Source organism: Streptomyces coffeae (genome assembly GCF_016741875.1).
In the GTDB taxonomy this organism is placed as follows: Bacteria; Actinomycetota; Actinomycetes; order Streptomycetales; family Streptomycetaceae; genus Streptomyces; species Streptomyces coffeae.
The window spans coordinates 130,841-151,945 of the sequence record NZ_JAERRF010000002.1 but is presented as its reverse complement, the minus strand read 5'-3'; the positions used below and the strand labels follow the sequence as shown (position 1 = coordinate 151,945).

Annotated in this window: 21 protein-coding genes; 19 read left to right on the top strand and 2 right to left on the bottom strand. The window is 69.8% G+C overall.

Annotated elements, in window-relative coordinates; genetic code table 11:
- Positions 1–15: 15 nt before the first annotated feature.
- The 19 genes from rho (at position 16) to JK363_RS02975 (ending at position 19,034) form a co-directional block, all read left to right on the top strand.
- Positions 16–2,172, top strand: a complete 2,157-nt coding sequence (rho, locus tag JK363_RS03065) for a transcription termination factor Rho (protein WP_201871208.1) — start codon at positions 16–18, stop codon at positions 2,170–2,172.
- A gap of 381 nt (positions 2,173–2,553) precedes the next feature.
- Positions 2,554–3,669 carry an LCP family protein gene (locus JK363_RS03060; RefSeq protein WP_201871207.1) on the top strand — a complete coding sequence of 372 codons (1,116 nt, stop codon included), beginning with the start codon at positions 2,554–2,556 and terminating at the stop codon, positions 3,667–3,669.
- Positions 3,670–3,837: 168 nt separating this feature from the next.
- Positions 3,838–4,062 (top strand): 50S ribosomal protein L31, encoded by a 225-nt coding sequence (gene rpmE, locus JK363_RS03055; RefSeq protein ID WP_176180627.1) that lies wholly within the window; start codon positions 3,838–3,840, stop codon positions 4,060–4,062.
- A gap of 123 nt (positions 4,063–4,185) precedes the next feature.
- Positions 4,186–5,256: a peptide chain release factor 1 gene (gene prfA / locus JK363_RS03050; RefSeq protein WP_201871206.1), complete on the top strand. Its 1,071-nt coding sequence runs from the start codon at positions 4,186–4,188 to the stop codon at positions 5,254–5,256.
- A gap of 51 nt (positions 5,257–5,307) precedes the next feature.
- Entirely contained in the window at positions 5,308–6,153 is an 846-nt protein-coding gene (gene prmC, locus JK363_RS03045) for a peptide chain release factor N(5)-glutamine methyltransferase (protein WP_201871205.1), read from the top strand.
- 46 nt (positions 6,154–6,199) lie between these two features.
- A complete protein-coding gene (locus tag JK363_RS03040) occupies positions 6,200–6,847 on the top strand; it encodes an L-threonylcarbamoyladenylate synthase (RefSeq protein WP_201871204.1) in 648 nt (215 codons plus the stop codon).
- On the top strand, positions 6,844–7,506 hold the full coding sequence (locus tag JK363_RS03035; protein WP_215910466.1) for an arsenate reductase/protein-tyrosine-phosphatase family protein: 663 nt from the start codon (positions 6,844–6,846) through the stop codon (positions 7,504–7,506). Before JK363_RS03040 ends, JK363_RS03035 begins: the two co-directional genes overlap by 4 nt.
- Positions 7,507–7,614: 108 nt before the next feature.
- On the top strand, positions 7,615–8,961 hold the full coding sequence (gene glyA, locus JK363_RS03030; protein WP_201871203.1) for a serine hydroxymethyltransferase: 1,347 nt from the start codon (positions 7,615–7,617) through the stop codon (positions 8,959–8,961).
- Between the two features lie 63 nt (positions 8,962–9,024).
- Complete coding sequence (locus JK363_RS03025) at positions 9,025–10,380, top strand: MraY family glycosyltransferase (protein ID WP_201871647.1); 1,356 nt, start codon at positions 9,025–9,027, stop codon at positions 10,378–10,380.
- A gap of 298 nt (positions 10,381–10,678) precedes the next feature.
- The gene (locus tag JK363_RS03020; protein ID WP_201871202.1) at positions 10,679–11,134 is read left to right on the top strand and encodes a Cg1360 family ATP-synthase-associated protein; all 456 of its coding nucleotides are present in this window, start codon (positions 10,679–10,681) and stop codon (positions 11,132–11,134) included.
- Positions 11,135–11,398: 264 nt separating this feature from the next.
- Positions 11,399–12,208 (top strand): F0F1 ATP synthase subunit A, encoded by an 810-nt coding sequence (gene atpB / locus JK363_RS03015; RefSeq protein ID WP_201871201.1) that lies wholly within the window; start codon positions 11,399–11,401, stop codon positions 12,206–12,208.
- Between the two features lie 75 nt (positions 12,209–12,283).
- On the top strand, positions 12,284–12,526 hold the full coding sequence (atpE, locus tag JK363_RS03010; RefSeq protein WP_020868408.1) for an ATP synthase F0 subunit C: 243 nt from the start codon (positions 12,284–12,286) through the stop codon (positions 12,524–12,526).
- Positions 12,527–12,563: 37 nt separating this feature from the next.
- Positions 12,564–13,124 (top strand): F0F1 ATP synthase subunit B, encoded by a 561-nt coding sequence (locus tag JK363_RS03005; protein WP_201871200.1) that lies wholly within the window; start codon positions 12,564–12,566, stop codon positions 13,122–13,124.
- A complete protein-coding gene (locus tag JK363_RS03000) occupies positions 13,121–13,936 on the top strand; it encodes a F0F1 ATP synthase subunit delta (RefSeq protein WP_201871199.1) in 816 nt (271 codons plus the stop codon). The genes JK363_RS03005 and JK363_RS03000 overlap by 4 nt, the downstream gene beginning before the upstream one ends.
- Before the next feature lie 89 nt (positions 13,937–14,025).
- On the top strand, positions 14,026–15,597 hold the full coding sequence (gene atpA, locus JK363_RS02995) for a F0F1 ATP synthase subunit alpha (protein ID WP_201871198.1): 1,572 nt from the start codon (positions 14,026–14,028) through the stop codon (positions 15,595–15,597).
- A 2-nt stretch (positions 15,598–15,599) separates the two neighbouring features.
- A complete protein-coding gene (locus JK363_RS02990; protein ID WP_201871197.1) occupies positions 15,600–16,514 on the top strand; it encodes a F0F1 ATP synthase subunit gamma in 915 nt (304 codons plus the stop codon).
- A gap of 5 nt (positions 16,515–16,519) precedes the next feature.
- Positions 16,520–17,974 (top strand): F0F1 ATP synthase subunit beta, encoded by a 1,455-nt coding sequence (gene atpD, locus JK363_RS02985; protein ID WP_201871196.1) that lies wholly within the window; start codon positions 16,520–16,522, stop codon positions 17,972–17,974.
- A gap of 108 nt (positions 17,975–18,082) precedes the next feature.
- The gene (locus JK363_RS02980) at positions 18,083–18,460 is read left to right on the top strand and encodes a F0F1 ATP synthase subunit epsilon (protein ID WP_176180613.1); all 378 of its coding nucleotides are present in this window, start codon (positions 18,083–18,085) and stop codon (positions 18,458–18,460) included.
- Between the two features lie 118 nt (positions 18,461–18,578).
- Entirely contained in the window at positions 18,579–19,034 is a 456-nt protein-coding gene (locus tag JK363_RS02975) for a DUF2550 domain-containing protein (RefSeq protein ID WP_201871195.1), read from the top strand.
- An 18-nt stretch (positions 19,035–19,052) separates the two neighbouring features.
- Here JK363_RS02975 and JK363_RS02970 read toward each other — a convergent pair whose 3' ends face one another.
- Entirely contained in the window at positions 19,053–19,742 is a 690-nt protein-coding gene (locus tag JK363_RS02970) for a response regulator (RefSeq protein ID WP_201871194.1), read from the bottom strand.
- Positions 19,739–21,001 carry a sensor histidine kinase gene (locus JK363_RS02965; RefSeq protein ID WP_201871193.1) on the bottom strand — a complete coding sequence of 421 codons (1,263 nt, stop codon included), beginning with the start codon at positions 20,999–21,001 and terminating at the stop codon, positions 19,739–19,741. The genes JK363_RS02970 and JK363_RS02965 overlap by 4 nt, the downstream gene beginning before the upstream one ends.
- Between the last annotated feature and the right edge of the window lie 104 nt (positions 21,002–21,105).

The window sequence follows — 21,105 nt, the reverse complement described above, 5'->3', positions numbered from 1 at the left end:
AGGGAAGGACCCTTCGTGAGCGACACCACCGATCTGATGGGCGTGAACGCCTCAGGCACCTCCGACAGCAGTGTCGGCAATGCCGCCGCGCCCGCTACGGACGCTCCCGCCGCGCCTGCCACCGGTGCTGCCACTGGCACTGCCCCGCGGCGACGCCGCTCGGGCACCGGCCTTGACGCCATGGTCCTGGCCGAGCTCCAGCAGCTCGCCTCGAGCCTCGGCATCAAGGGCACCGCGCGGATGCGCAAGAGCCAGCTGATCGAGGTCATCAAGGAGAAGCAGGCCGCGGGCTCCGGCGGAGCCCAGGGCTCCGAGACCGCCTCCGGCGAGGGGGTGACCAAGGCCAAGCGCCGTACCACCTCCCGGGTCCGTACCGGCGATGACAGCGCCGACGAGGGCAAGCAGGAGAAGACCGCGAAGGCGGCCAAGGCCGAGAAGGCGGAAAAGGCGGACAAGGCCGCCAAGGCGGAGAAGAGCGACAGCGACAAGGCCGAGAAGGCCGTGGCGCAGCAGCAGATCGAGATCCCCGGCCAGCCGGGCGAGCCCGCAGCCGACGAGCAGCCCGCCGGTGAGCGCCGCCGTCGTCGCGCGACCGCGCCCGCCGCGAGCCCCGAGCAGGGGGCCACGGCCACCGCCGTCGAGACCAAGGCGGAGACCCGGACCGACACCGCGGCCGGCGCCCGGACCGAGACCAAGGCGGACGCGAAGGCCGAGGCCGCCGTGGACACCGCCGAGGGCAAGGGCGGCAAGGCCGCTGCGGACCGTCAGGACCGCCAGGAGCGCGGCCAGAAGGGCGACCGCCGGGAGCGCGGCGGCCAGCGTGACCGCCGCGGCGGCAAGGGCGACGACGGCCAGCAGGGCGGCGGCCGCCAGCAGCGCGACGGACGTGGCCAGGGCCAGCAGCGCGCCGCCGCCGATGACGCCGACGACGACTTCGACGGCGGGCGCCGCGGGCGCCGCGGCCGTTACCGCGACCGCCGTGGCCGCCGTGGCCGCGACGACTTCGGCAACGAGCCGCAGGTGTCCGAGGACGATGTGCTGATCCCGGTCGCGGGCATCCTCGACATCCTCGACAACTACGCGTTCATCCGGACCTCCGGTTACCTCCCGGGCCCGAACGACGTGTACGTCTCGCTCGCCCAGGTGCGCAAGAACGGTCTGCGCAAGGGCGATCACGTCACCGGTGCGGTCCGTCAGCCGCGCGAGGGCGAGCGCCGCGAGAAGTTCAACGCGCTGGTCCGGCTGGACTCGGTCAACGGCATGGCGCCCGAAACCGGGCGCGGGCGGCCGGAGTTCGGCAAGCTGACGCCGCTTTACCCGCAGGACCGGCTGCGGCTGGAGACCGAGGCCAGCGGGCTGACGACCCGGATCATCGACCTGGTCGCGCCGATCGGCAAGGGCCAGCGCGGTCTGATCGTGGCCCCGCCGAAGACCGGCAAGACCATGATCATGCAGGCGATCGCCAACGCGATCACCCGCAACAGCCCCGAGTGCCATCTGATGGTCGTCCTCGTCGACGAGCGGCCGGAAGAGGTCACCGACATGCAGCGGTCGGTCAAGGGCGAGGTCATCTCCTCGACCTTCGACCGCCCGGCCGAGGACCACACCACCGTCGCCGAGCTGGCGATCGAGCGGGCCAAGCGCCTGGTCGAGCTGGGTCATGACGTGGTGGTGCTGCTGGACTCGATCACGCGTCTGGGCCGTGCGTACAACCTGGCGGCGCCCGCCTCCGGCCGCATCCTCTCCGGTGGTGTCGACTCCACCGCGCTCTACCCGCCGAAGAAGTTCTTCGGCGCCGCGCGCAACATCGAGGACGGCGGCTCGCTGACCATCCTGGCCACCGCGCTGGTCGAGACCGGCTCGCGGATGGACGAGGTGATCTTCGAGGAGTTCAAGGGCACCGGCAACATGGAGCTCAAGCTCGACCGGAAGCTCGCCGACAAGCGCATCTTCCCGGCGGTGGACGTCGACCCGTCCAGCACCCGCAAGGAAGAGATCCTGCTGGCGCCGGAGGAGCTGAACATCGTCTGGAAGCTCCGCCGGGTGCTGCACGCGCTGGACTCGCAGCAGGCCATCGAGCTGCTGCTGGACAAGATGAAGCAGACCAAGTCCAACGCCGAGTTCCTGATGCAGATCGCCAAGACCACGCCCACCCCGGGCAACGGCGACTGATCCGGCACGCTCCCAGAAGGGGCCTTCCCGCCACGGCGGGGAGGCCCCTTCGCCGTCGGGAGGGTGATCGAGAAGGCCGCGGAGATCGCCGCCGCGATCGTTGCCGAGGTTGTCGTTGAGATCTGAACCACAGTGGCCGAGATCCTCACGGACCGGCCGCGATGGCGCGATGGAGAGTAAAAGCGCAGGTCAGGTCGGCAATAGGGACGAAGCGGACGAACGGCTCCGGGTGCTGGCCGAGCGAAAACACAGAAAACAACATGTGCAACCCTGACCCTCGGCCTGTCGTCTGTCTGGTCGACACACGCATCCGACGACACCGTGACGCCAGGCCTGACCGTGACGGCAGGGGGTAGCCGGGGGACGAGGACTGAGGAGCACATGGCTGACGACAGCAGCGGAAAGCCGGTGAACCCGGGCCGTCCCCGCACGAGTGGATCCGGTAGCCGCCGCAAACCGCCCAGCACCCGCCGCCGCGCGGTGCACTACACGATATGGACCCTGGCCGCCGTGCTGGTCCTCGGAGGTGCCGGACTCGGGTACCTCTACTACCGGCTCAACGGCAATCTCACCAGCGTCGACATCAACAACGCCCTGGGCTCCGACCGCCCCAAGAACGTCGACAACGGCTCGATGGACATCCTCGTCCTCGGCTCCGACTCCCGGGCCGGGAAGAACGCCAAGTACGGCAAGGACGAGGGCACCTCGCGCTCCGACACCGCGATGATCGTTCACGTCTACCAGGGCCGCCAGAAGGCCAGCGTGGTCAGCATCCCGCGGGACACCATGGTCAAGCGCCCCTCCTGCGTGAAGGACGGCAAGGAGACGCCCCAGGCGCGGCAGGCCATGTTCAACAGCGCCTACGAGGTCGGCGGCCCGGCCTGTGCCGTGAAGACCGTTGAGTCCCTGACCCACATACGCATGGATCACTACCTCGAAGTCGACTTCTCCGGGTTCAAGCAGCTGATCAACGACCTCGGCGGGGTCGACATCACCACCACCACGCCGATCCACGACAAGCAGAGCCACCTCGACCTCGAGCCCGGCCCGCACAACCTCGACGGAGAGCAGTCCCTCGGCCTGGTGCGGACCCGGCACGGTGTCGGCGACGGCAGCGACCTCGGCCGGATCAAGCTCCAGCAGGCGTTCGTCAAGGCGCTGCTGGACCAGGTCAAGCAGGTCGACCTGTACGGCAACCCGAAGAAGCTCTACGACCTGGCGGACACCTCCACCAAGGCCCTCACCACCGACTCCGAGCTCGCCTCGGTCAACAAGCTGATGGGCTTCGCCAAGAGCCTCAAGGGCATCGGTTCGGGCGACATGAAGATGACCACGCTGCCCGTCCAGTACGACCCCGCGAACCCCGACCGGGTGCTGCCCATGGAGCGCAAGTCCGGGCTGATGTGGCGGGCCCTCCGGCAGGACCGGCCGATCCCCGCGTCCGCCACCAAGGGTTCGGCCGGCGACGCCACCAGCGCGGGCAAGGTCGTCAAGTAACGCGGGTCCACGCCGCCCCGCGCGGCGCGGTGGGGGCCCGGGAATATCCGGGCCCCACCCCCGGTTTTGGGGGATACGGCCAGTGCTGGCAGACTGGACCGTCGGTCCCGGTTCACGACGGGCAACCCGCCCGTCGACCCGGCACCCTCCCGAACCTAGGAGAATCCCTTGAAGCGCGACATCCACCCGGAGTACGTCGAGACGCAGGTCAGCTGCACCTGTGGCGCGTCCTTCACCACCCGTAGCACCGTGAGCGGCGGCACCATCCGCGCCGACATCTGCTCCGAGTGCCACCCGTTCTACACGGGCAAGCAGAAGATCCTCGACACCGGTGGCCGTGTGGCGCGGTTCGAGGCCCGCTTCGGCAAGAACGCCGGGTCCGCCAAGAAGTAGCGACCCGTACGGCGCCGGTCTTCGGTCGCCCCTCTCCTGGGGCGACCGGACCGGCGTTTTGTCGTCACACGGCCTTCCCGGCTCTTTCCCGCAAGCCCACGCAGACCACCCAGGGAGCCCCCGATGTTCGAGGCGGTCGAGGAACTCATCGGCGAACACGCCGACCTCGAGAAGCGGCTCGCCGACCCCGCGGTCCACGCCGACCAGCGAGAGGCGATGCGGCTCAACAAGCGCTACGCCGAGCTGACCCCGATCCTCGCCGTCTACCGCGACTGGAAGCGGGCGGGCGACGACATCGGCACGGCCCAGGAGCTCGCCCAGGACGACCCGGACTTCGCCGACGAGGTGAAGGAACTGGAGCTGCGGCGCGAGGAGCTCACCGAGCGGCTCCGGCTGCTGCTGGTGCCCCGCGACCCCAGCGACGACAAGGACGTCATCCTGGAGGTCAAGGCGGGCGAGGGCGGCGAGGAGTCCGCCCTGTTCGCGGGCGATCTGCTGCGGATGTATCTGCGCTACGCCGAGCGCGTGGGCTGGAAGACCGAGATCCTCGAGGCCAATGAGTCCGACCTCGGCGGCTACAAGGACGTCCAGGTCGCGGTCAAGGCCAAGGGCACGACCGAGCCCGGCCAGGGCGTATGGGCCCGGCTGAAGTACGAGGGCGGGGTGCACCGCGTGCAGCGGGTGCCCGCCACCGAGTCGCAGGGCCGTATCCACACCTCCGCCGCCGGAGTGCTGGTCACCCCGGAGGCCGAGGAGGTCGAGGTCGAGATCGGCCCCAACGATCTGCGGATCGACGTCTACCGCTCCTCCGGCCCCGGCGGCCAGTCGGTCAACACCACCGACTCCGCGGTGCGCATCACCCACCTGCCCACCGGCATCGTCGTCTCCTGCCAGAACGAGAAGAGCCAGCTCCAGAACAAGGAGCAGGCGCTGCGCATCCTGCGCTCGCGGCTGCTGGCCGCGGCCCAGGAGGAGGCCGAGAAGGAGGCGTCCGACGCCCGCCGCAGCCAGGTCCGCACCGTCGACCGCTCCGAGCGCATCCGTACGTACAACTTCCCGGAAAACCGGATCTCGGACCACCGGGTCGGCTTCAAGGCGTACAACTTGGACCAGGTGCTCGACGGCGAACTCGACCCGGTGATCCAGGCGTGCGTGGACGCCGACGCGGCCGCCAAGCTGGCCGCGGCGAGCTGAGCACCCACCGGGAACCCCTGTGCCCTTGTCCGGACCGGCTGGAGGAATTGAGTGAACGTGCTGCTCGCCGAGGTGGCCCAGGCCACCCAGCGGCTGGCCGACGCGGGCGTGCCCTCCCCGCGCTTCGATGCCGAGGAGCTCGCCGCCTTTGTGCACGGCGTCAAGCGGGGTGAGCTGCACAGCGTCGCCGACGCCGACTTCGACGCCCGCTACTGGGAGGCGGTCGCCCGCCGCGAGGCCCGCGAGCCCCTCCAGCACATCACCGGCCGGGCCTTCTTCCGCTATCTGGAGCTCCAGGTCGGGCCGGGCGTGTTCGTGCCCCGCCCGGAGACCGAGTCGGTGGTCGGCTGGGCCATAGACGCGGTCCGGGCCATGGACGTCGTCGAACCGCTGATCGTGGACCTGTGCACCGGCTCCGGGGCCATCGCCCTCGCCCTCGCCCAGGAGGTGCCGCGTTCCCGGGTGCACGCCGTGGAGCTGGACGAGGGCGCCCTCCAGTGGGCCCGCAAGAACGTCGAGGGGTCCCGCGTCGTTCTCCAGCACGGAGACGCGTTGACGGCCCTGCCCGAGCTCGACGGGCAGGTGGACCTCGTCATCAGCAATCCGCCGTACATCCCGCTGACCGAGTGGGAGTACGTCGCACCGGAGGCCCGCGACCACGACCCCCAGCTCGCGCTGTTCTCCGGCGAGGACGGCCTCGATGTGATCCGCGGCCTGGAGCGTACGGCCCACCGGCTGCTGCGTCCGGGAGGGGTTGTGGTCATCGAGCACGCAGACACCCAGGGCGGCCAGGTGCCATGGATCTTCACGGAGGAGCGTGGCTGGGCGGACGCCGCCGACCACCCCGACCTGAACAACCGGCCCCGGTTCGCCACCGCGCGGAAGGCCATGCCGTGACGGCGGCACCGCACCCCACCCTGGCCCGTTACGAGGAGGTCCGTTAATGGCACGGCGCTACGACTGCGGGGACGCCACCGATCGCAAGACCGGCCTGCGCGAGGCCGCGTCCGCGGTCCGCCGCGGCGAACTGGTCGTGCTGCCCACCGACACCGTCTACGGGATCGGTGCGGACGCCTTCAGCGCCGAGGCGGTCGGCGATCTGCTGGAAGCCAAGGGCCGGGGCCGCAATATGCCCACCCCCGTCCTCGTCGGCTCCCCGAACACCCTGCACGGCCTGGTCACCGACTTCTCCGAGCAGGCGTGGGAGCTGGTCGACGCCTTCTGGCCCGGCGCGCTCACCCTGGTCGCCCGGCACCAGCCGTCGCTCACCTGGGACCTGGGGGAGACCCGTGGCACCGTCGCGATCCGGATGCCGCTGCACCCGGTCGCCATCGAGCTGCTCAACGACTTCGGTCCGATGGCGGTCTCCAGCGCCAACCTCACCGGACATCCGTCCCCGCAGGACTGCGACGCCGCCCAGGAGATGCTCGGCGACTCCGTCTCGGTCTACCTCGACGGCGGGCCCACCCCCGCCGCCGTCCCGTCCTCCATCGTCGACGTCACCGGCAAGGTGCCGGTGCTGCTCCGCGCGGGCGCGCTCACCGCGGAGCAGCTCCGCGAGGTCGTCCCCGACCTCGAGGTGGCCAATTGACAGCCCCTGAGACGGGGCGTGGCATAGCGGAACACCGGGCGAAGCACGCCGAGACCGCCTTCCGCATCCTCCACGTCAGCACCGGCAACGTCTGCCGCTCGCCGATCACCGAGCGGCTGACCCGGCATGCCCTCTCCCACCGCCTCGGCAGCGCCCGCACCAGCGGACTGATCGTGGAGAGCGCGGGCACCTGGGGGCACGAGGGCGCGCCCATGGAGGCGCACGCCGCGACCGTCCTGACCGACTTCGGCGCCGACCCGGCGGGCTTCCTCGGCCGCGAACTGCTCGACGAGCACGTCATCCGGGCCGATCTGGTGCTCACCGCGACCCGTGACCACCGCGCCCAGGTCATCTCGATGGGGCACTCGGCGGGTCTGCGCACCTTCACCCTCAAGGAGTTCACCCGGCTGGTACGGGCCATAGACCCCGCCACCCTCCCCGACCCGGAGGAGGCGGGCGGGGTGGTCGAGCGCGCCCGCGCGCTGGTGCAGGCGGCGGCGGCGCTGCGCGGCTGGCTGCTGGCCCCCAGCGAGGAGGCGGACGAGGTGTACGACCCCTACGGCGCGCCCATCACCTTCTTCCGTTCCATCGGCGACGAGATCCACCAGGCGCTGGACCCGGTCGTCACGGCCCTCACGGGGGTCCCCGCCCCGGCCTGAGGACCGCCGGGGCCGCGGTGGCCGCGGCGGCGGTACGCCGCGCACCAACGGCCCGCCCGGCCTACATTTGGGGGTGACGCCCGAACCCTCCCAAGGCTGTGAGCAGCGATGGCCGTCACCCCCGCCGGGCCCCGGGGCGGCACCTCCGCCGATCCCCCCGCTGCCCTGGGCCGTACCCCCTGGGGACCCGACTTCGCGGCGCTCGCCCGCCAGGACCCCGAGCTGGCGGGGATCATCGTGAGCGAGATGGACCGCGTCTCCAGCGGGCTCCAGCTGATCGCCGCGGAGAACTTCACCTCGCCCGCCGTCCTCGCCGCCCTGGCCTCGCCGCTGGCCAACAAGTACGCCGAGGGCTACCCCGGAGCCCGCCACCACGGCGGCTGTGAACTGGTGGACATCGCCGAGCGGGTCGCCCAGGACCGCGCGAAGGCCCTGTTCGGCGCCGAGCACGCCAATGTGCAGCCGCATTCGGGCTCCTCGGCGGTGCTGGCCGCGTATGCCGCGCTGCTGCGGCCCGGCGACACCGTGCTGGCGATGGCGCTGACGCACGGCGGCCATCTCACCCACGGTTCCCCGGCGAACTTCTCCGGCCGCTGGTTCGACTTCATCGGCTACGGCGTGGACCCGGCCACCGGGCTCATCGACTACGACCAGCTCCGCGGGCTGGCCCGGGCCCACCGGCCGAAGGCCATCGTGTGCGGCTCGATCACCTATCCCCGCCACCCCGACTACGCCGCCTTCCGGGCCGTGGCGGACGACGTGGGGGCGTATCTCATCGCCGACGCCGCACACCCCATCGGGCTGGTCGCGGGCAAGGCGGCGCCCAGTCCGGTGCCGTACGCCGACGTGGTGTGCGCAACGACACACAAGGTGCTGCGCGGACCGCGCGGCGGGATGCTGCTGTGCGGGGCGGACCTGGCCGAGCGCATCGACCGGGCGGTGTTCCCGTTCACCCAGGGCGGTGCCCAGATGAACACCGTGGCGGCCAAGGCGGTGGCGTTCGGTGAGGCCGCGGCGCCCGCCTTCACCGCCTATGCGCAGCGGGTGGTGGCCAACGCCCGGATGCTGGCCGACGCGCTGGTCGCGGAGGGTCTCGCGGTCACCACCGGCGGTACCGACACCCACATGATCACCGCGGATCCGGCCCCGCTGGGCCTGGAGGGACGCGCCGCACGGACCCGCTGCGCCGCCTCCGGGATCGTGCTGGACACCTGTGCGCTGGCGTCCGCGACGGAGCCCGGAGGGTGCGTCAAGGGGCTGCGGCTGGGCACCGCGGCGGTGACCACGCAGGGGATGGGAACACCCGAGATGGAACGCATAGCCGCGCTGATCGGAACCGCGCTGCGGGACGAGGGCGTGATACGGGAGAAGGTGGCGGAACTGGCCGGCAGATTTCCGCCCTATCCGGACGTGGGCCGACTCGTGCAACCATCCGAAGGTGTAGGACGTCTGTAAGTACGTTCACCGGCAGTGGTCCGACACGCATAGGGTGTGTGGCTGTGATGGCCAGCGATACCTCTGGGGCAGCCTGTGCGTGAATACCTGCTGACTCTGTGCATCACGGCCGCGGTCACCTATCTGCTGACCGGGCCGGTGCGGAAGTTCGCCATCGCGGCTGGCGCGATGCCGGAGATCCGTGCCCGTGATGTGCACCGCGAGCCCACGCCGCGGCTCGGTGGCATTGCCATGTTCGGCGGGCTGTGCGCGGGGCTGCTGGTCGCCGCTCACCTCACCAACCTCAAGGACGTCTTCGAAACGTCGAACGAGCCGCGCGCGCTGCTCTCGGGCGCCGGGCTGATCTGGCTGCTCGGTGTGCTGGACGACAAGTGGGGCGTGGACGCGCTGATCAAGCTGGGCGGCCAGATGATCGCCGCGGGGGTGATGGTGCTCCAGGGTCTGACCATCCTGTGGCTGCCGGTGCCCGGTGTGGGACCGGTCTCGCTGACGCCCTGGCAGGGCACACTGCTGACGGTGGCGCTGGTCGTCATCACCATCAACGCGGTCAACTTCGTTGACGGGCTGGACGGTTTGGCCTCCGGCATGGTGTGCATCGCCGCCGCCGCGTTCTTCATGTACGCCTACCGCATCTGGTACGGCTACGGCCTGGAGGCCGCCGCCCCCGCGACGCTGTTCGCGGCCATCCTCATGGGCATGTGCGTGGGCTTCCTGCCGCACAACATCCACCCCGCGCGGATCTTCATGGGCGACTCCGGCTCGATGCTGATCGGCCTGGTGCTGGCGGCGGGTGCCATCTCCATCACCGGCCAGGTGGACCCGGACGCGATGAAGCTGTTCGCCGGGTCCGAGAAGGCCGCGGTGCACGCCACCGTGCCGGTCTACATTCCGCTGCTGCTGCCGCTGACCGTCATCGCGGTGCCCTTCGCCGACCTGGTGCTGGCCATCGTGCGGCGCACCTGGCGGGGCCAGTCGCCGTTCGCGGCCGACCGCGGCCATCTGCACCACCGGCTGCTGGAGATCGGCCACTCGCACAGCCGGGCCGTGTTGATCATGTACTTCTGGTCGGCGCTGATCGCCTTCGGTGCGGTGGCGTACTCGGTGAACAGCGTCGGTATGTGGTTCGTGCTGGCGATCGTGGCGCTGAGCGGGGTAGGGCTGGTGCTGTTGCTGCTGCCGCGGTTCACCCCGCGGGTGCCGAGCTGGGCCGAGGGTTTCGTACCGCCGCGCTACCGCCGTGGCCACCGGGGCGCGCGGGCGGAGGCCGTGGCCGATACCGAGGCCGGCGACGCCGGAACCACGGATCCGGTGGCGGAGGAGTCCGCGCCGCGGCCGATGCCGGCCGGGATCAACGGCGCCACCGCGATCGGCGACCGTTCCCGGTTCACCCACCGCAGGAAGATCGGCACTCCGCGGTGAGCGCCCTGGTGAACTCCCCAGTGATCTCTGGGTGATCTCCGTTCCGGAGTGCTGATCTCCGCAATGCGGAACGTCATGGCGTCAGCGCGATGTGGAGTCCATAACTCCTGTGTGTGACGGGCAGCACACTTGGCAGGTAAAGACCTCATCAAATAGTTTGTGATACCGTTCACTAAACCCGGTGCCAGAGCCGAGGGGCCGTAGTGCGACGGTCCTTCGTCGCGAGGTCTCCCTCATCCCCCGGGATACGCTCGTTCACGACGAAACGCTGCTTCCGACTCTTGCCGGAGAACCCTTCATGCAGTCCAACGACGCCCGAACGCTTCTGAGTTGCGCCGCGCCCACGGCCGTTGCCGGGGTGGTCGCCGTCGCTGTCAGTGCTGTGGTCGCCGGTGGAAAGGGCGCGCTCGGAGCCTCCTTCGGGGCGCTTCTGGGTGCCGCGGTGATGGCCACCGGCCTCATCGTGCTGGAGCGCACCGCCAAGTACCTTCCGCAGTTGTTCCAGATGATGGGGCTGGTTCTCTACATGACCCAGTTCCTGCTGGTCGCGGTGTTGCTCGCGGTGTTCAGGGACACCACCCTGTTCTCCACCAAGGCATTCGGCCTCGCGCTGCTCGCCGCGGTTCTGGTGTGGATTGCCGCACAGGCCCGCGCCCATATGAAGGCCAAGATCCTTTACGTGCAGCCCGAAGCCGAGGACGAACGCAAGCCCGAGGGGGCGAAGAAGTCCGCTCCCGCCGGGTCCACATCGTGATCGGTAGGGCCGGTATAAAGGCACGTCCGCTCACCTGCTATCGTCCGGTGCCATCTGAGGCACAGCGGGCGCAGGTAGCCGAACCCCCGTATTCCGCGGGGTGGAATCGGCGGCCCATGCAGCTGATGCCCGACACAGCCTTCGGCCCCCCGCCGATCAGCCGCCCCCACATCCGTAAGACCAGTCCAGTGCCGTTCCGTGGCCGTGTGCCGCGCCGACACAACGAGGTTGCCGTACCCATGCGCCACGCTGAAGGAGCTCGCGGTGAGTTCTGACCAGACGCTCGCCTTCGAGACGAACTGCCACATCTTCGATGGGTGCGGCTTCCCGGCACCCGGACTCCATTCGTTCAAGTTCGAGCCGCTCTTCACGGTGGGCGGTTTCGAGTTCAATAAGCCGATGCTGCTGGCCCTGCTGGGCACCGGCGTTGTCATCTGGTTCTTCTGGGCGGCCTTCGGCCGCGCCAAGGTGGTCCCGGGCAAGCTCCAGATGGTCGGCGAGGCGGGCTACGACTTCGTGCGCCGCGGGCTCGTCTACGAGGCCCTGGGGAAGAAGGAGGGCGAGAAGTACGTCCCCTTCATGGTCTCCCTGTTCTTCTTCGTCTGGATCATGAACCTCTGGTCGATCATTCCGGTCGCCCAGTTCCCGGTGACGTCGATCATCGCCTTCCCGGCCGGTCTCGCCGCGATCGTCTACATCATGTGGATGTACCTGACGTTCAAGAAGCACGGGTTCGTCGGCGGCTGGAAGAACATCACCGGCTACGACAAGTCGCTGGGCGGGATCCTGCCCATGATCGTCGTGATCGAGTTCTTCTCGAACGTGATCATCCGGCCCTTCACTCACGCGGTCCGGCTCTTCGCCAACATGTTCGCGGGCCATCTCCTGCTGCTGATGTTCACCATCGGCAGCTGGTACCTGCTGAACGGCATCGGGATCGCCTACGCGGGCGCGTCGTTCATCATGACGATCCTGCTGACCGCGTTCGAGCTCTTCATCCAGGCCGTCCAGGCGTACGTCTTCGTGCTCTTGGCCTGCAACTACGTTCAGGGCGCGCTCGCCGAGCACCACTGAGCTGCCCGCCTCCCTGTCAAAGAGACGTCCGGTGGCCAACCCCCACCGGTCCATGAAAGAGAAGGAAGAACCGGCATGTCCGCTCTCCAGACCCTCGCCGCCGACGGCGTCACCGGCAACCTCGGTTCGATCGGTTACGGTCTCGCCGCCATCGGCCCCGGCGTCGGCGTCGGCATCATCTTCGGTAACGGCACCCAGGCCCTGGCCCGTCAGCCCGAGGCGGCCGGCCTGATCCGCGCCAACCAGATCATGGGCTTCGCGTTCTGTGAGGCGCTCGCGCTGATCGGTATCGTCATGGGCTTCCTCTTCAAGTCCTGACGCACCGCGTTGACCACCACAGACGGAAGGCACTGAGATGAACGCCCTGGTACAGGTGGCGGCTGAGGAGGAGAACCCCCTCATCCCGCCGATCCCGGAGCTGGTCATCGGCCTGATCGCCTTCGCCATCGTCTTCGTGTTCCTCGCGAAGAAGCTTCTCCCGAACATCAACCGTGTTCTGGATGAGCGTCGCGAGGCCATCGAGGGCGGGATGGAGAAGGCCGAGGCCCTTCAGGCCGAGGCCCAGCAGGTCCTCGAGGACTACCGCGCCCAGCTCGCGGACGCCCGTCACGAGGCCGCGCGCCTGCGCCAGGAGGCGCAGGAGCAGGGCGCCGCGCTCATCGCCGAGATGCGCGCGGAGGGCCAGCGGCAGCGTGAGGAGCTCATCGCCGCCGGTCACGCCCAGATCGAGGCCGACCGCAAGCAGGCCGCCCAGGCACTGCGCCAGGACGTGGGCAAGCTCGCCACCGACCTGGCCGGCAAGATCGTCGGCGAGTCCGTCGAGGACGTCGCCCGGCAGAGCCGCACCATCGACCGGTTCCTCGACGAGCTCGAGGCCAAGGCCGCGGACGGCTCGAAGGCCGAGGCCGGCCGATGAACGGAGCGAGCAGGGAGGCACTGGCAGCCGCGCGCGAGCGCTTCGACGCCCTGACGGACAACACCTCCGTCGACGCCACGAAGCTCGCCGATGAGCTGGCCGCCGTCACCGCGCTGCTCGACCGCGAGGTCTCACTGCGTCGGGTCCTCACCGACCCGGCGCAGCCCGGCGAGGCCAAGGCCGAGCTGGCCGGACGCCTGCTGAGCGGGCAGGTCGGCGGCGAGACCGTCGACCTGGTGTCCGGGATGGTCCGCTCCCGCTGGTCGCGTTCGCGTGATCTGGCGGACGCGATCGAGGAGCTGGCGTCCGCCGCCGACCTCGTGGCGGCCCAGCGGGCCGGCACCCTCGACAACGTCGAGGACGAGCTGTTCCGGTTCAGCCGGATCGTCTCCTCCTCGCCGGAGCTGCGCAGCGCGCTGTCCGACCGGAACGCGAGCACCACGGCCAAGGCCGACCTGGTGCGCCGGCTGCTCGACGGCCGGGCGGACCGGGTGACCGAGCGCCTTGTGGTGCGTCTGGTCACCCAGCCGCGCGGACGTAGCCTGGAAGCGGGTCTCGACGAGCTGACCAAGCTGGCCGCGGCACGCCGCGACCGTACGGTTGCTGTCGTGACCTCGGCGGTACCGCTCAGCGATCAGCAGAAGCAGCGCCTCGGCGCGGCTCTGGCCCAGCTGTACGGCCGCCAGGTCCACCTCAACCTCGATGTGGACCCGGAGGCCCTCGGCGGGATCGCGGTGCGGATCGGCGACGAGGTCATCAACGGGACCATCGCGGAACGTCTCGACGAGGCGGCCCGCCGGATGGCCGGCTGACACAGCCACCAACTCAACAAGCATGTAAGCGGCCCGAGTTGGGCCGTAGTCAGATACTTCGGGCCCAACAAGGAGAGCAGGGAACCCAGATGGCGGAGCTCACGATCCGGCCGGAGGAGATCCGGGACGCGCTGGAGAACTTTGTCCAGGCGTACAAGCCGGACGCGGCCTCGCGCGAGGAGGTCGGTACGGTCAGCGTTGCCGGCGACGGCATCGCGAAGGTCGAGGGACTTCCCTCGGCCATGGCGAACGAACTGCTGAAGTTCGAGGACGGCACCCTCGGCCTCGCCCTCAACCTCGAGGAGCGCGAGATCGGTGCGGTTGTCCTCGGTGAGTTCAGCGGGATCGAGGAGGGCCAGCAGGTGCAGCGCACCGGCGAGGTCCTTTCGGTCGCCGTCGGCGAGGGCTACCTCGGCCGCGTCGTCGACCCGCTGGGTGCCCCGATCGACGGCCTCGGCGAGATCGAGACCGAGGGCCGCCGCGCCCTCGAGCTGCAGGCCCCCACGGTCATGGACCGCAAGTCGGTGCATGAGCCGATGGAGACCGGCTACAAGGCCGTCGACGCGATGACCCCGATCGGCCGTGGCCAGCGTCAGCTGATCATCGGCGACCGCCAGACCGGCAAGACCGCGCTGTGCGTCGACACGATCATCAACCAGCGCGACAACTGGCGCTCGGGCGACCCGAAGAAGCAGGTCCGCTGCATCTACGTCGCCATCGGCCAGAAGGGCTCCACCATCGCGGGCGTGCGCGCCGCGCTGGAGGAGGCGGGCGCGCTGGAGTACACCACCATCGTCGCCGCCCCGGCGTCCGACCCGGCGGGCTTCAAGTACCTGGCCCCCTACACCGGCTCGGCCATCGGTCAGCACTGGATGTACCAGGGCAAGCACGTCCTGATCGTCTTCGACGACCTGTCCAAGCAGGCCGACGCCTACCGCGCCGTCTCCCTGCTGCTGCGCCGTCCGCCGGGCCGTGAGGCGTACCCGGGTGACGTCTTCTACCTGCACTCCCGGCTGCTGGAGCGCTGCGCCAAGCTCTCCGACGAGATGGGCTCCGGTTCGATGACCGGTCTGCCGATCGTCGAGACCAAGGCCAACGACGTGTCGGCGTTCATTCCGACCAACGTCATCTCCATCACCGACGGCCAGTGCTTCCTGGAGTCGGACCTGTTCAACGCCAACCAGCGCCCCGCGCTGAACGTCGGTATCTCGGTCTCCCGAGTCGGTGGCTCCGCGCAGCACAAGGCGATGCGCCAGGTCTCCGGCCGACTGCGGGTGGACCTCGCCCAGTACCGCGAGCTCGAGGCGTTCGCCGCCTTCGGCTCCGACCTGGACGCGGCCTCCAAGGCGTCGCTGGAGCGCGGTGCGCGCATGGTCGAGCTGCTGAAGCAGACGCAGTACGCCCCGTACGCCACCGAGGACCAGGTCGTCTCCATCTGGGCCGGTACCAACGGCAAGATGGACGACGTTCCGGTCGAGGACGTCCGCCGCTTCGAGCGTGAGCTGCTGGACTACCTGCACCGTGAGCACAAGGGCCTGCTGACCTCCATCGTCGAGGGCGGCAAGATGTCCGACGACACCATCGCCTCGCTCGCTGAGTCGGTGGACACCTTCAAGCGGCAGTTCGAGACCTCGGACGGCAAGCTGCTGGGCGAGGGCTGAGCATGGGTGCCCAGCTCCGGGTCTACAAGAGGCGGATCAAGTCCGTCTCCGCGACCAAGAAGATCACCAAGGCGATGGAGATGATCGCCGCCTCGCGCGTCGTCAAGGCGCAGCGCCGGGTGGCGGCCTCGACTCCGTACGCCACCGAGCTCACCCGGGCGGTGACCGCGGTCGCCACCGGCTCCAACACCCAGCACCCGCTGACGACGGAGACCGACAACCCGGCGCGGGCCGCCGTGCTGCTCGTCACGAGCGACCGGGGTCTGGCCGGCGGTTACTCCTCCAACGTCATCAAGGCGGCCGAGCAGCTCACCGAGCGGCTCACCGCGCAGGGCAAGGAGGTCGACACCTACATCGTCGGCCGCAAGGGCGTGGCCTACTACGGCTTCCGTGAGCGCAAGATCACGGAGTCGTGGACCGGCTTCACCGACAACCCGACCTACGCGGACGCCAAGAAGATCGCGGGTCCGCTGATCGAGGCCGTGCTCCAGCCGACGGCCGAGGGCGGGGTGGACGAGCTCCACATCGTGTACACCGAGTTCGTGTCGATGCTGACGCAGTCGCCGGTCGACAGCCGGCTGCTGCCGCTCAGCCTCGAGGACACGGCGGAGGAGCAGGCCAAGAAGGGCGAGATCCTCCCGCTGTTCGACTTCGAGCCGTCGGCGGAGGACGTCCTCGACGCCCTGCTGCCGCGGTACGTCGAGTCGCGTATCTACAATGCCCTCCTCCAGGCCGCCGCCTCCAAGCACGCGGCCACCCGGCGGGCGATGAAGTCGGCGACCGACAATGCCGAAGAACTGATCAAGTCGCTCACGCGGCTTGCCAACGCGGCCCGCCAGGCCGACATCACCCAGGAAATCAGCGAGATCGTCGGTGGCGCGAGCGCTCTGGCCGACGCCTCTGCGGGGAGTGACTGACAACTATGACCACCACTGTTGAGACGGCCCCCGTGACTGGCGGGGCCACCGGCCGCGTCGCGCGGGTCATCGGCCCGGTCGTCGACGTGGAGTTCCCCGTCGACGCGATGCCGGACATCTACAACGCACTGACCGTCGAGGTCGCCGACCCCTCCGCCGAGGGTGCGATCAAGACCCTGACCCTCGAGGTTGCCCAGCACCTCGGTGAGGGCGTGGTCCGCGCGATCTCCATGGAGCCCACCGACGGTCTGGTCCGCCAGGCCGCGGTGACCAACACCGGCGACGGCATCACGGTGCCGGTCGGCGATGTCACCAAGGGCCGGGTGTTCAACACCCTCGGCAAGATCCTCAACGAGCCCGAGGCCGAGTCCGAGGTCACCGAGCGCTGGTCCATCCACCGCAAGGCCCCGGCCTTCGACCAGCTCGAGTCCAAGACCGAGATGTTCGAGACCGGTCTGAAGGTCGTCGACCTGCTGACCCCGTACGTCAAGGGCGGCAAGATCGGTCTGTTCGGCGGCGCGGGCGTCGGCAAGACCGTCCTCATCCAGGAAATGATCATGCGTGTGGCCAAGCTGCACGAGGGCGTTTCCGTGTTCGCCGGTGTCGGTGAGCGCACCCGTGAGGGCAACGACCTGATCGAGGAGATGGCCGAGTCCGGCGTTCTCCCGCAGACCGCGCTGGTCTTCGGCCAGATGGACGAGCCCCCGGGCACCCGTCTGCGGGTCGCCCTGGCCGGTCTGACCATGGCGGAGTACTTCCGCGATGTGCAGAAGCAGGACGTGCTGTTCTTCATCGACAACATCTTCCGCTTCACCCAGGCCGGTTCCGAGGTCTCGACCCTGCTCGGCCGGATGCCCTCCGCGGTGGGCTATCAGCCGAACCTGGCCGACGAGATGGGTATCCTCCAGGAGCGCATCACCTCGACCCGTGGTCACTCGATCACCTCGATGCAGGCGATCTACGTCCCCGCGGACGACCTGACCGACCCGGCTCCGGCGACCACCTTCGCGCACCTCGACGCGACGACGGTGCTCTCCCGGCCGATCTCGGAGAAGGGCATCTACCCGGCGGTGGACCCGCTGGACTCGACGTCCCGGATCCTGGACCCGCGCTACATCTCGCAGGACCACTACGACTGCGCCTCGCGCGTGAAGTCGATCCTCCAGAAGTACAAGGACCTCCAGGACATCATCAACATCCTGGGTATCGACGAGCTCGGCGAGGAGGACAAGCTCACCGTCTTCCGCGCCCGCCGTATCGAGCGCTTCCTGTCGCAGAACACCCACGCGGCGAAGCAGTTCACCGGCCTCGACGGATCGGACGTCCCGCTGGACGAGTCCATCGCGGCGTTCAACTCGATCGCCGACGGTGAGTTCGACCACTTCCCGGAGCAGGCGTTCTTCATGTGCGGTGGCCTGGACGACCTCAAGGCGAAGGCCAAGGAGCTGGGCGTCTCCTGAGCCCAGTGCTCATGGGAGAGGGGTGGGCCCGGTCCCGCCCCTCTCCGAACGCCCGTTATTCTGTGACGAAGCCCTGTCGTACCCGGCAGGTAGACCCGAGGAGCCACGTTGGCTGCTGAGCTGCATGTCGAGCTGGTCGCGGCGGACCGGAGTGTCTGGTCCGGCACGGCCTCCTTGGTCATCGCGCGCACCACATCGGGTGACATCGGCGTGATGCCCGGCCACCAGCCGCTGCTCGGTGTCCTGGAGTCCGGCCCGGTGACCATCCGTACGAGCGATGGCGGAACGGTCGTCGCCGCGGTGCACGGCGGGTTCATCTCGTTCGCTGACGACAAGCTCTCGCTGCTGGCCGAGGTTGCGGAGCTGTCCGACGAGATTGATGTCAAGCGCGCGGAGCGGGCGTTGGAGCGTGCCAAGTCGGAGGCGGACGCCGCCGCCGAACGGCGCGCCGACGTCCGACTGCGCGCGGTGGCAGGAGTGCACTGAGCCTGTCACGTACGGTCGAGAACCTCAGCCGCGGACCTCGCTGGAATACTCCTTCAGCGGTCCGCGGCTGTGGTAATGCAGGTGCGGTTTTCCGGATGACGCGAGGAGGTCGGTGAAGATGTCCCTCGCTCTGCTTGTGAGCGGCGTGGTCGTCGCGCTCGTGGTGGTGGGACTCTTCGTCTTCGGTCTGCGGCGACGGCTGATCCAGCGCTCCGGCGGAACCTTCGACTGCTCACTGCGCTGGAGCGCCGACGGAGGCGACGGCCGGTCCGAGCCCAGCGGCAAGGGGTGGGTGTACGGGGTCGCCCGCTACAACGGCGACCGTGTCGAGTGGTTCCGGGTCTTCTCCTACGCCTTCCGGCCCCGCCGGGTGCTGGAGCGCGACGCCATCGAGGTGCTGGAGCGGCGTACGCCCAAGGGCGAGGAGGAGCTCGCCCTGCTCTCCGACGCCCTGGTGCTCGCCTGTCTGCACCACGGCACCCGGCTGGAGCTGGCGATGAGCGAGGACGCCCTGACCGGCTTTCTGGCCTGGCTGGAGGCGGCCCCGCCCGGCCGGCGGGTCAACGTGGCCTGAGGCCCCTGCCCAGGGCGCCTAAGGCCCCTCCACGCCCAGCTCCTGGGCCAGTACCGCGGCCTGTACCCGGCTGCGCAGGTCCAGTTTGGCCAGCACCCTGCTGACATGGGTCTTCACCGTGGCCTCCGCCATGGTCAGCCGTACCGCGATCTGTGCGTTCGACAGCCCCTGCCCCATACAGCCCAGCACCTCCCGCTCGCGCGGGGTGAGCGCGGTGAGCACCGACGGATCGGCGCCACCGGACGACGTGGCCGCCGCGGCCCCGGTCCGGCCGAATTCGGCGATCAGACGGCGGGTCACCGCCGGGGCGATCAGGCCCTCACCGCGGGCCACCGTACGGACCGCCTCGATCAGCGTCGCCGCGTCACTGTCCTTGAGCAGAAAACCGGCGGCGCCCGCGCGCAACGCCCCGAAGACATACGCGTCGAGGTCGAAGGTGGTCAGCACCAGGACGTCGGCGAGCTGTCCGGAGACCACCTCCCGGGTGGCGGACACCCCGTCCAGACGCGGCATCTGCACATCCATCAGCACCAGATCGGGGCGGAGCGCACGGGCCATGTCCACCGCCTGGCGGCCGTCGGTGGCCTCGCCGACCACCTCGATCTCGGGCGCCGACCGCAGGATGAGGACAAGCCCGGAGCGCACCGCGGCCTGGTCCTCGGCGACAAGCACACGGATCGTCCGCGGCGGGGTGGCTGGCTGGGTCACTGCGGCTCCCGGTCGATGGGGGGATGGGGGGTGTTCCCGGTGGGGTCGGTGTTCTCGGGCTTAAGCGGCAGGGTGGCCCGGACCCGCCAGACCGTGCCCGGGGGGCCGTCGGCCGGTCCGGCCTCCAGCGTGCCGCCGAGCAGGGAGACCCGCTCCCGCATCCCGATCAGCCCGCTGCCGGAGCCCGGTGCCCGGGGCGCCGGGCGGTCCTCGCCGCAGGGACTGGTGACGCCGACCTCCAGCGGCCCGTCCGGGAGACGGGCCAGGGTCACATCCACCCGGCCGGGCCCGGCGTGCTTGAGCGCGTTGGTCAGGGACTCCTGGACGATGCGGTACGCGGCCAGCTCGACCGGCGCGGGCAGCGGGGCGGCGCCCTCGGGGCGCTCGTCGCGCAGGAGGAACTCCTGGCCGCCGGAGCCCGCCGCGGCGGTGGTACGGGCCTGCTCCAGCAGGGCGTCCAGGGCGTCGAGGGTGGGCGCGGGGCCCGGTGCGGCCTCGTCCCCGGCGTCGCGCAGCAAGCCGATCAGCCGCCGCATCTCGGCGAGGCCGCGCACGCTGTTCTCCCGGATGACGCCGAGGGCCTGTTCGGTGGCCGCGGTGTCCTTGAGGGAGAGCGCGGCGGTGGAGTGGATGGCGATGGCCGACAGGTGGTTGGCCACCATGTCGTGGAGTTCCCGGGCCATCCGGGCGCGTTCGGCGGTGACCGCCTCCCGGCGGTCCAGCTCGGCCAGGAGCGCGGTCTGTTCGGCGCGCAGCCGTTCGGCGGCGGCGGCTTCCCGGTGCTCGCGGATGCCCCAGCCGGTCCAGGCGGGGGTCAGGAGCACCAGCCCGACGGCGATCCCGATGAGCAGGGACACGGACGTGCGGTAGACCGCGATCGGCACGACCGTGGCCACGACGGTGAGACAGACCGTGCCCAGCGGGATCTTGCGAGCCATCGCGGGGGTTCCGTACACCACGGCCGCGTAGAGCACATCGGTGAACATCGCGAGGGTGGCGATCAGTGAGCCCAGCAGCTGGTCACCGACGAGGGCGGGAACCGCCACGCACAGGGCGACCGCGGGCGCGGTTCTGCGCAGCAGTTCGGCCGCGGCCATCACCACCAGCGGGAGGAGTGTCAGGGCCTCCGGATCCCGGGGGAATTTCTCTCCGCCGACCAGCCCGAGGGACCACATGATCACTCCGCCGACCAGACCGGAGAGGCTGATCAGCACATCGTCGCGGTGCGGACGCTGAAGCAGACGCGGACGGGACGGCATGCGCCCCATCCCATCACGCGGTGCGGGGGCTGTTCCTCCGCTCGAGGGCGGGCTCGGGAGGACCTCGGGTACATCGAAGGATGCAGTCGGCTTTCATCGCCTCC

Excerpts from the sequence above, each read along its gene's own strand:
- JK363_RS03060 (WP_201871207.1), top strand. The coding sequence starts at position 2,554 with ATGGCTGACGACAGCAGCGGAAAGCCGGTGAACCCGGGCCGTCCCCGC.
- prfA (WP_201871206.1), top strand. The coding sequence starts at position 4,186 with ATGTTCGAGGCGGTCGAGGAACTCATCGGCGAACACGCCGACCTCGAG.
- JK363_RS03040 (WP_201871204.1), top strand. The coding sequence starts at position 6,200 with ATGGCACGGCGCTACGACTGCGGGGACGCCACCGATCGCAAGACCGGC.
- glyA (WP_201871203.1), top strand. The coding sequence starts at position 7,615 with ATGGCCGTCACCCCCGCCGGGCCCCGGGGCGGCACCTCCGCCGATCCC.
- JK363_RS03020 (WP_201871202.1), top strand. The coding sequence starts at position 10,679 with ATGCAGTCCAACGACGCCCGAACGCTTCTGAGTTGCGCCGCGCCCACG.
- atpE (WP_020868408.1), top strand. The coding sequence starts at position 12,284 with ATGTCCGCTCTCCAGACCCTCGCCGCCGACGGCGTCACCGGCAACCTC.
- JK363_RS03005 (WP_201871200.1), top strand. The coding sequence starts at position 12,564 with ATGAACGCCCTGGTACAGGTGGCGGCTGAGGAGGAGAACCCCCTCATC.
- JK363_RS03000 (WP_201871199.1), top strand. The coding sequence starts at position 13,121 with ATGAACGGAGCGAGCAGGGAGGCACTGGCAGCCGCGCGCGAGCGCTTC.
- atpA (WP_201871198.1), top strand. The coding sequence starts at position 14,026 with ATGGCGGAGCTCACGATCCGGCCGGAGGAGATCCGGGACGCGCTGGAG.
- JK363_RS02990 (WP_201871197.1), top strand. The coding sequence starts at position 15,600 with ATGGGTGCCCAGCTCCGGGTCTACAAGAGGCGGATCAAGTCCGTCTCC.
- atpD (WP_201871196.1), top strand. The coding sequence starts at position 16,520 with ATGACCACCACTGTTGAGACGGCCCCCGTGACTGGCGGGGCCACCGGC.
- JK363_RS02975 (WP_201871195.1), top strand. The coding sequence starts at position 18,579 with ATGTCCCTCGCTCTGCTTGTGAGCGGCGTGGTCGTCGCGCTCGTGGTG.
- JK363_RS02965 (WP_201871193.1), bottom strand. The coding sequence starts at position 21,001 with ATGCCGTCCCGTCCGCGTCTGCTTCAGCGTCCGCACCGCGACGATGTG.